This is a genomic window from Providencia sp. JUb39 (assembly GCF_012272845.1).
In the GTDB taxonomy this organism is placed as follows: domain Bacteria; phylum Pseudomonadota; class Gammaproteobacteria; order Enterobacterales; family Enterobacteriaceae; genus Providencia; species Providencia lanzhouensis.
Genome location: NZ_JAAWXD020000001.1, coordinates 230,693 through 244,728, shown reverse-complemented (window position 1 = coordinate 244,728; position 14,036 = coordinate 230,693). Strand labels below are relative to the sequence as shown.

Annotated in this window: 14 protein-coding genes; 11 read left to right on the top strand and 3 right to left on the bottom strand. The window is 43.8% G+C overall.

From position 1 onward, the window contains the following. Positions 1-37: 37 nt before the first annotated feature. On the bottom strand, positions 38-2,578 hold the full coding sequence (gene mrcA, locus HFU86_RS01070) for a peptidoglycan glycosyltransferase/peptidoglycan DD-transpeptidase MrcA (protein ID WP_187128550.1): 2,541 nt from the start codon (positions 2,576-2,578) through the stop codon (positions 38-40). Positions 2,579-2,694: 116 nt separating this feature from the next. Between mrcA and pilM the strand changes: the two genes are divergently transcribed. From pilM to trpS, 11 genes are all read left to right on the top strand, one after another. After that, complete coding sequence (pilM, locus tag HFU86_RS01065) at positions 2,695-3,540, top strand: pilus assembly protein PilM (RefSeq protein ID WP_187128549.1); 846 nt, start codon at positions 2,695-2,697, stop codon at positions 3,538-3,540. Between the two features lies 1 nt (position 3,541). Beyond that, positions 3,542-4,081 carry a PilN domain-containing protein gene (locus HFU86_RS01060; protein ID WP_108479675.1) on the top strand — a complete coding sequence of 180 codons (540 nt, stop codon included), beginning with the start codon at positions 3,542-3,544 and terminating at the stop codon, positions 4,079-4,081. Then, on the top strand, positions 4,074-4,616 hold the full coding sequence (locus HFU86_RS01055) for a hypothetical protein (RefSeq protein WP_187128548.1): 543 nt from the start codon (positions 4,074-4,076) through the stop codon (positions 4,614-4,616). The genes HFU86_RS01060 and HFU86_RS01055 overlap by 8 nt, the downstream gene beginning before the upstream one ends. Further along, positions 4,603-5,646, top strand: a complete 1,044-nt coding sequence (locus HFU86_RS01050; RefSeq protein WP_187128547.1) for a secretin N-terminal domain-containing protein — start codon at positions 4,603-4,605, stop codon at positions 5,644-5,646. The genes HFU86_RS01055 and HFU86_RS01050 overlap by 14 nt, the downstream gene beginning before the upstream one ends. A 505-nt stretch (positions 5,647-6,151) precedes the next feature. Continuing rightward, positions 6,152-6,673, top strand: coding sequence for a shikimate kinase AroK (gene aroK / locus HFU86_RS01045; protein ID WP_036950109.1), 522 nt, complete (start codon positions 6,152-6,154; stop codon positions 6,671-6,673). Between the two features lie 40 nt (positions 6,674-6,713). Next, complete coding sequence (gene aroB / locus HFU86_RS01040; RefSeq protein WP_132497192.1) at positions 6,714-7,802, top strand: 3-dehydroquinate synthase; 1,089 nt, start codon at positions 6,714-6,716, stop codon at positions 7,800-7,802. 284 nt (positions 7,803-8,086) lie between these two features. After that, on the top strand, positions 8,087-9,016 hold the full coding sequence (locus HFU86_RS01035) for an SPOR domain-containing protein (RefSeq protein ID WP_187128546.1): 930 nt from the start codon (positions 8,087-8,089) through the stop codon (positions 9,014-9,016). A gap of 83 nt (positions 9,017-9,099) precedes the next feature. After that, positions 9,100-9,936, top strand: coding sequence for an adenine-specific DNA-methyltransferase (gene dam / locus HFU86_RS01030; RefSeq protein WP_187128545.1), 837 nt, complete (start codon positions 9,100-9,102; stop codon positions 9,934-9,936). A gap of 36 nt (positions 9,937-9,972) precedes the next feature. Continuing rightward, complete coding sequence (gene rpe, locus HFU86_RS01025) at positions 9,973-10,647, top strand: ribulose-phosphate 3-epimerase (protein ID WP_108479679.1); 675 nt, start codon at positions 9,973-9,975, stop codon at positions 10,645-10,647. Next, on the top strand, positions 10,644-11,330 hold the full coding sequence (locus HFU86_RS01020) for a phosphoglycolate phosphatase (RefSeq protein ID WP_036950119.1): 687 nt from the start codon (positions 10,644-10,646) through the stop codon (positions 11,328-11,330). Before rpe ends, HFU86_RS01020 begins: the two co-directional genes overlap by 4 nt. Before the next feature lie 80 nt (positions 11,331-11,410). Then, a complete protein-coding gene (trpS, locus tag HFU86_RS01015; protein WP_132497195.1) occupies positions 11,411-12,454 on the top strand; it encodes a tryptophan--tRNA ligase in 1,044 nt (347 codons plus the stop codon). Positions 12,455-12,533: 79 nt separating this feature from the next. Here trpS and HFU86_RS01010 read toward each other — a convergent pair whose 3' ends face one another. Then, positions 12,534-13,079, bottom strand: a complete 546-nt coding sequence (locus HFU86_RS01010) for a toxin-antitoxin system YwqK family antitoxin (RefSeq protein WP_132497196.1) — start codon at positions 13,077-13,079, stop codon at positions 12,534-12,536. 261 nt (positions 13,080-13,340) lie between these two features. After that, a complete protein-coding gene (locus HFU86_RS01005) occupies positions 13,341-14,018 on the bottom strand; it encodes a hydrolase (protein ID WP_132497197.1) in 678 nt (225 codons plus the stop codon). Between the last annotated feature and the right edge of the window lie 18 nt (positions 14,019-14,036).

Genomic DNA, 14,036 nt, shown 5'->3' with positions numbered 1-14,036 from the left:
CGATGGGGTGCAGTTTATTTACGCTCAAAACAGCTCATTAGAATAGCTCTTGGCTGGCTCCATTTTCCGTTGAAATGGTCGTTCCAACCTCTTGTACCGCGCGCTCTTTCGGCTCAGTTCCTTCGATAAAATACTCACTACGAGAAGGTCCACCGGATGAGAGTTTACCTGTACGGGTATCGATAGAGACTGAAATAATTCCTTTTGGTGGTTGCATAGTTTTCACCGGAACGCCGTCAAGGGCGGCTTTCATAAAGTCATCCCAAATCGGCTGAGCACTCTTCGCACCTGCTTCACCACCGCTTATTCCGGTGCGACCTAATGTGCGCTTGTTATCATCAAAGCCAATCCATGCTGAGGCAACAATATCAGGGCCATAACCGGAGAACCACGCATCTTTCGAGCTATTCGTGGTTCCTGTTTTCCCGCCAATGTCACGACGACCGCCCAGATCACGACCCGCACGCCAACCGGTACCTGACCAACCTGGCTCACCATAAATATTTGTCACCATCGCATCGCGAATTAAAAACGCCAGCGGTGTGCTAATAACATGCGGCGCATATTGGTCTTCAGGGCTCTGTTGTTCTGCGGTCGTAGACAGTGCCATCGTTGGCTCTTGCTCCACCACATTATTATTCGATTGAGTCACTTCCTCTGTTGCATCTTCGCCTTCAGAATCACTCAGCGCAATCGTACGCGCCGTATCCCCATAAATGACCGGAATATTTGTACACTCAGGACACGCAATTTTTGGTTTCGCTTCAAAAATCACTTCATCGCTGTGATTCTCAATCTTCAAGATATAGTAAGGATCAACAAGGTATCCCCCGTTCACCATCACAGCGTAACCACGTACCATTTGCATTGGGGTAAATGATGGAGCACCCAGCGCCAACGCTTCTGTACGGTTAATATTCTCTTTCGGGAAACCAAAACGCGTTAAATAATCTGCGGCATAATCCACACCCATGGCGCGCATCGCACGCACCATTACCACGTTTTTCGACTGACCTAAACCTTGACGTAAACGGATAGGACCATCATAGCGTGGTGGTGAGTTCTTCGGACGCCAATCGGAACCAGCCCCTGCATCCCAACGGCTAATCGGCACATCATTAAGTAATGACGATAACGTTAAGCCTTTATCCATCGCAGCCGTATACAAAAATGGCTTAATGTTTGAGCCCACTTGGCGCAATGATTGCGTCACGCGGTTAAATTCACTCATATTAAAATCAAAACCACCCACAAGGGCTATCACCGCCCCATCATTCGGATTCAATGCAACAAATGCTGCGTTCACATCAGGGACTTGTGCTAACCACCAGCTATCTTTAACCTGACGAACCCAAATTTGCTCACCAGGCTGCACAACTTTATTCACGGCAGATGGCGTACCACCTTGCTGAGTATCTGAAATAAATTTACGCGCCCAGCGCACACCCGAAATCGTAATTTGGATGTCCGATCCATCCGCCAGCATAACTTTTGCATCGCTGCTGCTCGCAGACGTGACAACGGCTGGAACCAATGAACCATAGTTTGGTAATTTTTTCAGTTTCTCAACGATTTGTTCTTTATCCCATGCGGCTTGGCTTCCGCTCCATAACACTTCCGCAGGACCACGATAACCATGGCGAATATCGTAATCTATCAAATTATTACGTACGGCTTCGGTCGCCGCTAACTGGTCTTTGCGCACAACCGTGGTGTACACCTTATAACCATCTGTATAGGCATCTTCACCGTATTTTTCATACATCGTTTGGCGTGCCATTTCCGCTAAATAAGGCGCAGAAAAATCCACTTTTGGTGCGTGATAAGAAGCGACAATTTTTTCACTTTTCGCTTGCTCGTACTGATCTTGCGTGATGTATTTTTCTTCTAACATCCGCATCAATACGACGTTACGGCGGTTAACCGCACGGTCATAAGAGTAAAGCGGGTTGAATGTTGACGGCGCTTTCGGTAAGCCGGCAATCATCGCCATTTCACTTAGTGTTAACTCATTGACTGTTTTACCAAAATAAACATAAGCGGCTGCACCCACACCATAAGCACGGTTACCTAAATAAATTTTATTCAGGTACAGCTCCATAATTTCATCTTTGGTAAATAACTGTTCGATACGAATCGCCAAAAATGCCTCTTTTGCTTTACGCATCAAGGTTTTTTCTGGGCTTAAATAGAAGTTTCTCGCCAGCTGCTGAGTAATGGTACTCGCCCCTTGCGATGCATGACCCGATGAAGCCATCACAGTCACAGCACGGAAGATACCAATTGGGTCAATACCGTGGTGCTCATAGAAGCGGCTATCTTCTGTTGCAATAAAGGCATGCACTAACATTGGAGGAATGTCAGTTAATGGCAATGGAATACGGCGCTTTTCACCATATTGGGCGATCAGTTCATTATCTGCACTGAATACCTGCATTGGCGTTTGCAGACGAATGTCTTTCATTGTTGCGACATCAGGCAGCTCACCTTCGACATATTTGTACATGCCATAAATCGAGGCGCTTCCCAAAAAAATGCAACAGAAAATCAGAATTAAAAAATATTTTACGAACTTCACCGAAGAATTCCCATATGCAACTGACAGGCGGGTTTAGATATCACTGCTGCATAGTATAAAGCTTATACAGCACAATAGAAAACGTAATTTAATTGTTAATGATAAGGATATTATGTATGTATTCACCAAAATGGCACATCGGAATTGAGCTATCTCAGCACCACATTCAGTTAGTTGCTGCAAAAAAACATCGCAAACTCTGGTCGTTATGTGAATGTTGGCAACAAGCGCTACCTTTTGACAGCGCACCACATACCCTTGATGAACACCGCGTAATTTTACGCAATATTTTACGACAATGGCGTCAGAAATTACCTAAAAACTGCTCTGTTTCTATCGCATTACCCTCACTAAGGTCTCTCCAAAAACAGGTCTCACTTCCCAACCAAATGAGCTTGCAGCAACCCGAGCTAAGCTGGTATTTACAAGCGCAAGTTGACCAACTTTTTCCCATGCAAGCCCAAGAGCTTGCTGTAGATTATCGGATCATTGGGCAACAAGTTTACTTCAATGCCGCACGCCAATCTGATATTACCTTCTGGCAAGATTTATTACTGGAGAGCGGCTATCACCTGCTGGCTGTAGATATTGCTCCCATCGCGCTGCGTTACCTTGCTCGGCATGCTCAGCTGCCTAACGAATGTTGGCTTGTTTACTATCGCCAAAACGAATGGTTTTGGTCAGGGCCTATCAGCCAACCTGCAAGTTATAGTCATATTCAAAGCGATAATCCGACTCAAGATAATCAATCAGTGCACATTAACCAGATTCAATCCTTATTAACGGACGATCCTGAAGCCTTAAAATTACCGATTTACTGCATTAGTGACCACGATATTCAAGGCATAGAGTATCGATGGGATTTACTGCAAGCTTTTCATCAATACCCCATCAAATTACCCCGTCAATTGGGGGACTTTGTGATTGCTGCGGGGCTGGCTCTGCGTCATGGGGATCTTTAATATGTATCAGGTTAACTTCCTACCTTGGCGAACCGATAAGCTCACTCGCCAGCGACGCTATTTTTTAATGGTGACGTGGAGCAGCTGTATTTTTGTCATCGTTATCTTTGGTTATTTAATCAGTTTGCTTCTAGAGGATATATCGCAAGCCCACTTATACCTTGCTACTCAGCAGCAACATCAACAGCACATTGAACAACTAAAAACACAATTACAAGCGCAGCAACAACAGCTAGAAAAATTCACGTTTCAGCAAAATCAGCGTCAATCCTATGCACAACATAACCATGCCTTACTCAACCTATTAAGGTCGCTATCCAATCTCACGCCACCTAAAAGCTGGCTATCCACCTTTCAGCTACGTGAAGGTCGTTTAGAAATTAAAGCGCTCAGTTATCGCTTTCAAGACCTGAACTTGCTGTTAACTCAATTTAGCCAGACACCTCAGGTCGATAACGTGCAACTGCGCACGTTACGGCGGGTTGCTGCCGTTAACCAACTACACCTTATTGCCGATTATCGAGGTGTCATTGATGAATAACCACTTTGCCGCTTTTTGGTATCGCCCCCTTTGGCAGCAATATCTAACGATACCGTTGATTTTGGTGGTAGGCATTACCGCTGGCTATACCTTTATTTGGCAAGACAAGCGAAATCAATGGGCAGATTTACAACAAAACAGCTCTGCCTTGCGCCTACAAAACCAGACCAGTAGCCAATTTTTCGCCCAAAATCCGACTCGCGTTTGGCTAGAACAAGAACTTGCTTCATTCCCTTCTAATGAGGAAATTACCTTAGATCCTCATTTCTTTGTTCTTCACTTACAGCAGCTCATTGCGAATTACAATATTGTCTTAAATCAGCTTCAGCCATCGGATCCGTTGAATTCTCAGTACCAACTTGAGATCCAAGGGAAATTTAAGGATCTCCTCGAATTTATGCAATCACTCACCCATACGCTCCCACAGCAACATTGGCAATTTTCTGATGTCATTTTGACTACCAAAAATCAGCAACTGACCGCCAATTTATCGCTCACATTTATCAAGGATGAACACCCTAATGAGCAAAACTAATTTTTTCGTTCCCATATTAATGTTAATGCTATGCAGCGCTTTCTTCGGGTATGCGCAAACACCCCGAGACCCTTTTGAACCCATATCCCCAACAGAAGAAGATACCCAGCTCTTAGACACCATCATTCCACCTAAAGCACCGGAAATAATTCTCACTGAAAAAATTTTTCCATTAGTCTCTATCGACGCTCAAACTGTTCATCAACAGATCACGGAGCCTGACATGCGCCTCCTATCCGATAAAGGCATAGCCCACTTTGATGCCACCACCAACAGTTTGATCATTACGGACACCAAAGAACGCTTGGCATTAATTGAAACATGGCTTGCCCAAAAAGATATTCCCCAGCAGCAAGTACAAATCACGGCCCACATCATCAGCAGTTCACGCACCGCTTTACAAGCGTTAGGTTTAGAGTGGGGAATGCTAGGTGAGTCAGCAACTGATGGGCACCATAGCCGCTATAACCGTTACAGCAGCCAATCAGGACAGATGGCATTAAATGTATTACGGCTCGGAGAAGGCCTACTTGAAATGAAGCTTAACGCCCTAGAAAAAGAAAATTTATTGTCAATTATTGCGAGCCCACGTTTGGTTGCATCCCATAAACAGCCCGCCAGCATCCAACAAGGCAGCGAAATTCCCTATGTCACCACTTCCGATAAAAAAAGCCATGTTCAGTTTAAAGATGCGGTGTTAGGTATGGAAGTCACGCCAACCATTGCCTGGGATGACAGAGTCGAAATGGTATTAAAAATCAGCCATAACTCCCCAGATACCGCTCTCACCGTCAATCCAAACCAACATCTCGCCATCAATAAACAAGAAATTGCGACCTCAGTGACTATCAAAAATAATAACACCCTAATATTGGGTGGCATTTTTCAACAGAAGCAAGAAAAAACGGATTCAGGTATCCCATTTCTTTCACAAATCCCACTATTAGGAAGTTTATTTATCAATAAGACACAACACGTTGATAAGCGTGTTTTACTGGTATTTATTACGCCAAAACTTATTAAGATTTAGCGTAAAAAATAACGCCTATACATTCAATTAGTTGAATGTTTAATTCCTCAAAGTACCGTGAAATTATTACTTTTTGTGCCATAAACATACCGGATAAATTTGACGCTGAGGTCGTTTTAGCATACAAGGTTATCCATTGAGTGTTCTAACTATCGGTAGATGAAAGAACAAACTATCAGCCGCTTATAAAATAGCTACAGAAATTTTGCTTTATAATTAACAGCTTCCATTCATTTAGTGGAATAAACAACCTGTTAATAAGCTCGCTAAACAGTGCATTATGTAATGTAGACGGCTCAAATATATAGAAACCCGCAACGAAGAATATGGCACTTTGTTTTCTAAGTGCCATATTTATATAGTTGCAATTCAGGTTGATGTATTGAGATAATTTTCTTATCTGATCTCACATCATCACTTATGAGGTTTCAGTTTAGGTCCCGCCGCTAATTTGATTGGCGGGGCGGGTGATCATTAACGAATAATCGTAGTAATACCAAAAAACATGGCAGAGAAACGCAATATCTTTCTGGTTGGACCAATGGGAGCCGGAAAAAGCACTATTGGTCGTCAGTTAGCTCAACAGCTTAATATGGAGTTCTTTGACTCCGATCACGAGATTGAAAAACGCACTGGCGCAGATGTAGGTTGGGTATTCGACCTAGAAGGTGAAGAAGGCTTTCGCGATCGCGAAGAGAAAGTCATCAATGAACTCACTGAAAAGCAAGGCATTGTCTTAGCGACAGGTGGTGGCTCTGTTAAATCCAAAGAGACGCGTAACCGCTTGTCCGCTCGTGGGGTTGTCGTGTATCTCGAAACCACCATTGAGAAGCAATTATCCCGCACACAACGCGATAAAAAACGTCCTCTTTTACAAGTGGATGAGCCCGCTCGCGAAGTTTTAGAAAAATTAGCCGATGAACGCAATCCTATGTATGAAGAGATAGCGGATATAACAATTCATACTGATGAGCAAAGCGCAAAAGTTGTTGCCAATCAAATCATTGAAATGTTAGAAAAAAACTAATTTTTATACATCAGAAGTCATGAATTCAAGGTAAAGCAAGATGGAAAAAGTCACTGTTACTCTGGATGAACGCAGTTATCCAATCAATATTGCACCTGGTTTGTACCAAGGAAAGGATGCATTTTGGCCACTAACTGCGGGTCAGCGAGCAATGATAGTGACTAACGAAACTCTCGCTCCACTTTACCTACATAAGATCCAAGCCGTTCTTGAAGCCTCAGGTGTCAAAGTCGATTCCATCGTCTTACCTGATGGCGAACAGTATAAATCTTTATTTATCATGAATGATGTTTTTACGGCATTACTCGAAAAGCACCATAACCGTGACACGACCCTCATCGCCCTTGGTGGGGGAGTAATCGGTGACTTAACTGGATTTGCAGCAGCTAGCTATCAACGTGGCGTACGCTTTATTCAAGTTCCTACTACATTACTCTCCCAAGTGGACTCTTCGGTTGGTGGAAAAACCGCCGTTAACCACCCATTGGGGAAAAATATGATTGGGGCATTTTATCAACCGGCATCCGTCGTGATTGACCTCGATTGTTTAAAAACCTTACCTAAGCGCGAACTCTCTTCTGGCCTGGCTGAAGTTATTAAATACGGCATCATTCTTGATGGTGAATTTTTTAGCTGGTTGGAAAAAAATATCGATGCCTTAATGGCATTAGATAACCAAGCCATGGCGTACTGCATTCGCCGTTGTTGCGAACTGAAAGCGCAAGTGGTCGCTGCCGATGAAAAAGAAACCAGCGGGCTACGTGCACTATTAAATTTAGGGCATACCTTTGGTCATGCTATCGAAGCTGAAATGGGCTACGGCGTATGGCTCCATGGAGAAGCTGTTGCTGCTGGTATGGTGATGGCTGCAAAAACCGCTGAGCTGATTGGCCAATTTACCCCAGAACAAACAGAACGCATCATCGCCCTTTTAAAACGCGCCGAGCTACCTGTTACTGGTCCTGCAAAAATGCAACCTGATGACTATTTACCTCACATGATGCGAGATAAAAAAGTCATGGGAGGCAAATTGCATCTTATCCTTCCAACCACTATCGGCAGTTCAGAAATGCGTTCCGATGTGGATGCCTCAACAGTCATTGCCGCTATTTCGGCTTGTATGCCATAAATTATTACTGAACTAAGTAAAAATCATTAATTAGCTCCTGAATATTTTCAGGGGTTTTAAAATGTTACTGGCAGATATCAACTAAAGCCGTTAAATTATACGCACGCCTAGCACCTATAACGAGTAACGAAGTAAGGTGGTCGCAATCTCATTGAAATTGGAATGAAATTGCTAAACAATCTATTCTTTAAAAGTGAGCAGAAGCAATTGCTTAGTCGTGAACAGGTCGTAATGATAAGAGACATTTCATCTCTACACAGGCGAACTAATTTCGGGAGAGGAAAATGGACGAATTTAAACCAGACAATCAGCCTCAAGTACAGAATGATTTAAGGCCTGATACATCAGATAGACCAACCGGACGTGCGCGTCCTGCTGCGGCAGCTAAGCCAAAAATTGCGTTATCACGTCAACACATCATGATCGGTGTCGGCGTTTTAGTGCTGCTTCTGTTGATCATCGCAATCAGTTCCGCATTAAAAGCACCAACAGAACATGAGAAATTACAAAATGATAGCGCTAATCAGCGTAATATCGATTTATCAGGTTCTTCATCACTGACCAACTCAGATACTCAATCCACAACGCAACCGCAAACAAGCCAAGCGCAAGAGTTAAATGGTCAGCAAATTAACCCAATGCCAACTCAAGCAGACACTCAGACTCAACAAAATGGTCTTGGTGAACGTATTGAAATTCCGGGTGATGTTGCCGACGCTCTCAACCAAGGTCAAAACCTGCCGTCTGAAAGCACCACGACGCCACCACAAAATGTGACACCGTTGACACCACCACAAGTCAAACCTGTGGAAAAACAGCCAACAGTTAAACCTGTCACCCCAGAAAAAACGCAACCAAAAGCGACTAAGCCTGTTGAACAAAAACAACCTGCTCAGCCAAAAACAACCACTAAGCCAGCAACTAGCACAAGCCAAAGTGGTAGTACCGTTGCAACACCCTCTGGAAGCTATACATTGCAATTAAGTAGCGCAAGTCGTTCAGATACACTGGAAGCTTTCGCAAAAGAGAATAAACTTGCTAACTATCAAGTGTATAAAACCATTCGTAATGGCCAAACTTGGTATGTATTGATCCACGGAAATTACAGCTCAGTGAGCGAAGCAAAAAATGCAATTGCAGCCTTACCTGCCGCAGTGCAAGCGAAAAAACCGTGGGTGCGTAATATGAAACAAGTTAAACAGGATCAAAAATAACAACGTTTTTCCCCGGGCGCATAATGTTGTCCTGAAAGAGCCGCCAAGTGGCGGCTCTTAAACGATTGTAATAATAAGACGGCATGAAAAAAAAACGCGCTTTTTTAAAATGGGCTGGGGGTAAATACCCGCTTGTGGACGAGATCAAAAAACATCTTCCACAAGGAGATTGCTTAATAGAACCTTTTGTTGGTGCAGGATCGGTATTTTTAAATACCAACTACGATTCGTACGTACTTGCAGATATTAACAGCGATCTTATCAACCTCTACAACACGGTTAAATATCGCTCTGATGCTTTTATCGAAGAAGCTCAGCAACTGTTCACACCTGAATTTAATACCTCTGAACAGTATTATTTAATGCGCCAAGCATTTAACCAATCAGATGACCCTGCTAAACGTAGCATTCTGTTTTTGTATCTTAACCGCCACTGTTATAACGGATTATGCCGCTATAACCTAAGTGGTGAATTCAATGTGCCTTTCGGGCGCTATAAAAAACCCTATTTTCCGAGAGACGAATTACTGTGGTTTGCTGAAAAAGCCCAGAAAGCGACCTTTGTGACGCAGTCTTACAGCAAAACATTACTCGATGCGCAGGATGGCTCAGTCATCTACTGCGATCCACCTTATGCACCGCTGTCTGATACCGCTAATTTTACGGCCTATCACACCAACGCCTTTAGTGCGCAAGAACAACAGAATCTGGCTTTTTTGGCACATAAGTTGTCATCTGAGCGCAAGATCCCAGTTCTTATCTCAAATCATGAGACCCCGGTGACTCGAGAGTGGTATTATCAAGCACAGTTACATATCGTAAAAGTGCGTCGCACCATTAGTAGAAATATTTTGAACCGTGCCAAAGTCAACGAGCTTTTGGCTTTATATGCGGGAGCGGGAGCATCTAAAAAATCATAGGTGCTGTCAGATAACGACGAATAATCGGAGACAATTATGAAAGATTTTCTCATTGCCCCATCTATTTTATCTGCTGACTTTGCACGTTTAGGCGAAGATACCGCCAAAGTTCTTGCTGCGGGCGCAGACATTGTCCATTTCGACGTGATGGACAACCACTATGTACCGAACCTCACGTTCGGTGCACCAATCTGTAAAGCCCTGCGCAATTACGGTATCACCGCCCCGATTGATGTTCACTTAATGGTTAAACCGGTCGATCGCATTATTCCAGATTTCGCTAAAGCGGGTGCGACTCACATCAGTTTCCACCCAGAAGCCAGCGAGCACATCGATAGAACCTTACAACTCATCAAAGAGAATGGTTGTACTGCGGGTCTGGTATTTAACCCTGCGACCCCACTTAGCTATCTCGATTATGTGATGGATAAAGTTGATATGATCCTACTGATGTCTGTTAACCCAGGATTCGGCGGTCAATCTTTTATCCCACAAACCCTGAACAAATTGCGCCAAGTTCGTAAATTGATTGACGAAAGTGGTTATGATATTCGTTTAGAAGTCGATGGTGGCGTGAAGGTCAATAACATTGCAGAAATTGCCGCAGCAGGTGCAGACACCTTCGTTGCTGGCTCCGCGATTTTTGATCAACCAGATTACAAAAAAGTCATCGATGAAATGCGCCAAGAATTGAAAAAGGTATCTCAATGACATATGCAGTTTTAGAGAGTATTAAAGCGATTGCGTTTGATTTGGATGGAACCCTTGTTGACAGCGCCGGCGGTTTAGCCGACGCCATCGACAAGACCCTCGAAGAGCTAAACCTACCACCAGCAGGCAAAGAGCGTGTCTCCATCTGGGTAGGTAACGGCGCTGATATGCTCGTAGAGCGTGCGCTAGAATGGGCGGGAATGACTGTAACGCCAGAGCTGAAAAAGCAAGCTCGTATCCGCTTCGATGAACATTATGCGACGACCGTTAATACCGGTAGCCAGCTGTTCCCTGAGGTCAAAGAGACCCTCGAAACTATTGCGAAACACAACTTGCCTATGGCGATTGTGACCAACAAACCAACCCCATTTGTGGCGCCATTACTCGAAAAGCTGGGCATCGATAGCTACTTTTCATTAGTACTTGGTGGCGATGATGTGGTAAAAACCAAACCGCACCCAGCACCACTCTATTTAACAATGGGTCAGTTCGGTTTACGCAAAGAAGAATTGCTTTTTGTCGGCGATTCCCGTAATGATATTATCGCAGCCCACAATGCAGGCTGCCCAAGTGTAGGGTTAACCTACGGCTACAACTATGGTGAATCAATCGCAATTACCGAGCCCGACTACGTGTTAAGCCACTTTTCTGAGCTACTCTCCGTTATTGATTTATCAAAATAAAATTCCCAATAATTCGAGTCACCAACGGTGTGGCTCGAAACTTAACAGGGTATAAAAATACTACAAGGACATACAAAGAAATGAGCACACCCACTGAGAAATCTAAACAAACCCAGAAACCTATTGTATTCAGCGGCGCACAGCCTTCCGGTGAATTAACCATCGGTAACTACATGGGTGCGTTACGTCAGTGGGTTAAAATGCAAGATGATTATGATTGCATCTACTGTATCGTTGACCAACACGCCATTACCGTTCGCCAAGACCCAACGGAACTGCGTAAAAGAACTCTCGATACATTAGCGCTCTACTTAGCTTGCGGTATTGATCCTAAGAAAAGCACCATTTTTGTTCAGTCACATGTGCCACAACATGCACAACTGAGCTGGGCACTAAACTGCTACACCTATTTCGGTGAACTGAGCCGCATGACCCAGTTCAAAGACAAATCTGCTCGCCACTCAGAAAATATCAACGCCGGTCTGTTTGACTACCCAGTTCTGATGGCTGCCGATATTCTGGTTTACCAAACTAACCAAGTTCCTGTTGGAATTGACCAGAAACAGCACCTTGAACTGAGCCGTGATATTGCTCAGCGCTTCAATGCCATTTACGGAGATATTTTCACCGTACCTGAGCCATTTATCCCAACTGATGGCGGCGCTCGCGTGATGGCATTACAAGAGCCAACCAAGAAAATGTCTAAGTCTGATGACAACCGCAATAACGTGATTGCGCTGTTGGAAGATCCGAAATCCGTTGTGAAGAAAATCAAGCGTGCCATGACCGACTCTGAAGAGCCACCACGTATTTGCTACGATGTTGAAAACAAAGCGGGTGTTTCTAACCTGCTAGATATCCTTGCTGGTGTGACAGGAAAAAGCGTGAAAACACTGGAAGCCGAGTTCGAAGGCCAAATGTACGGTCATCTGAAAGGCGCGGTCGCGGAAGCTGTTTCTGACATGCTGACTAACTTACAAGCTCGTTACCATGAGTTCCGCAATAATGAAGCGCTGCTGAACCAAATTATGGATGAAGGCGCGACCAAAGCAGCGGCTCGCGCTCAAGAAACCTTAGACAAGGTTTACGATGCGATCGGCTTTGTAAAACGTCCACAGCTGTAATCTTACATCGCTATTCAATAGCAAAAAGCCAATTAATTTTCTCACAGTTAATTGGCTTTTATTTTAATCTGTAATCCACTTACTTCGCGGTGTACAACTTACCGTCTTTAATCAGACCCTGCTTTAATAGCTCGCCATCCTGTCCGCGCTCTTCAAGAACACCTTCCGCGACCCCATTAACAAAACTCGTTTTAAGATGCAGATTATTCTTTGGCGTGTCGTAATAGGATTTATAATCGCCGTTGAGTCGGTCATTGCTATATCCCATCTCGGTATCTAAATTCCCATTAGGATGGTAAGACTTAATGACGCCATCTACTTTGCAATTTTTTATAGGAATAAACATTTTTGGCTGGCCATTTTTATAATAAACCGTGATGCTCTTATCTAAGCAGTTGTTTTTCACCCACGATTTAAACTGAATGGCACCATTTCCATAACGCTCGATATAGTCCCCGTCTGGCGCCCCTTCAGGAATGTTCAGCTCTGGCATTCTCAAGCTTTCTAGCTCTTTAAACTCTTCTAACTGGATGCCATTGTTGTCATACTGAGGTGCTGGTTGAGAAAGGCAGCCAGACAACATAAAGGCAACAGAAAATGCCATGGCGATATTAGTCGTTTTCATAACAACCCTTTTATGTGTATACAAAAAACATAGAATGCCATGATATTTCATTTTATCTTCAAAGAAATGAAAAGGAATTCTCTTATTTTGAAGAAAAGAAAGATGTCATTTTACTTTTAGTCACATAAAAATGCCCGATAGCAATTTACCGGGCCGGCGACTACACCAAGAGGACTCACTTTTTCATACCATTTTCAAAATGCTTAACGTATGAATAAGCAGCCTTTACCAAGGGTAAAGGCTGAAAGAAATCAGAGGAAATTAACGGTTAGAATCTAATTGCTCATTATTACTGACAACATCCTGAGCTTTCATATAGCTCTCAATAAGCAGTTGGTAAGCAGGGAAAATTTGGGTATACGCTTGAGCCCATTCCGCCGCATCTTCACGATTCCATGTTTTCTGTAATTCAGAGGCAACAGCTGCAGTGTCCATTGGCACGATCCCAGCTTGAACGACTCGCGCTAATGTAATTTCTTGCGCCATCTTGCTATAAGTACCAGAAGCATCAATGACCACAAATACTTGATAACCATCCGCTACCGCGCTAATTGCAGGAAATGCCATACATACACTGGTAATTGTTCCAGCAATAATCAGCTGCTTTTTACCCGTCGCTTTTACTGCTGCAACGAACTCTGGGTTATCCCACGCATTTATTTCGCCACGGCGAGCAATATATTGTGCATGTGGTGCATTTTGGTGGATTTCAGGGATCAATGGGCCATTCGGACCTTGTGGTACAGAGGCGGTTGTAATGACAGGCATTTTTGCTAACGATGCCATTTTTGCTAGAACAGAAGCTCTAGCACGTAATTCCGTCATCGGCATATCACCAACCGTTTGGAATAAACCACTTTGGTGGTCTATCAATAACATGACTGCATCATCTGGGTTGATAACAGGACGCTGACCATTGAAGTTTGCTGGATTACTCATAATAGAACCTCTTAATCG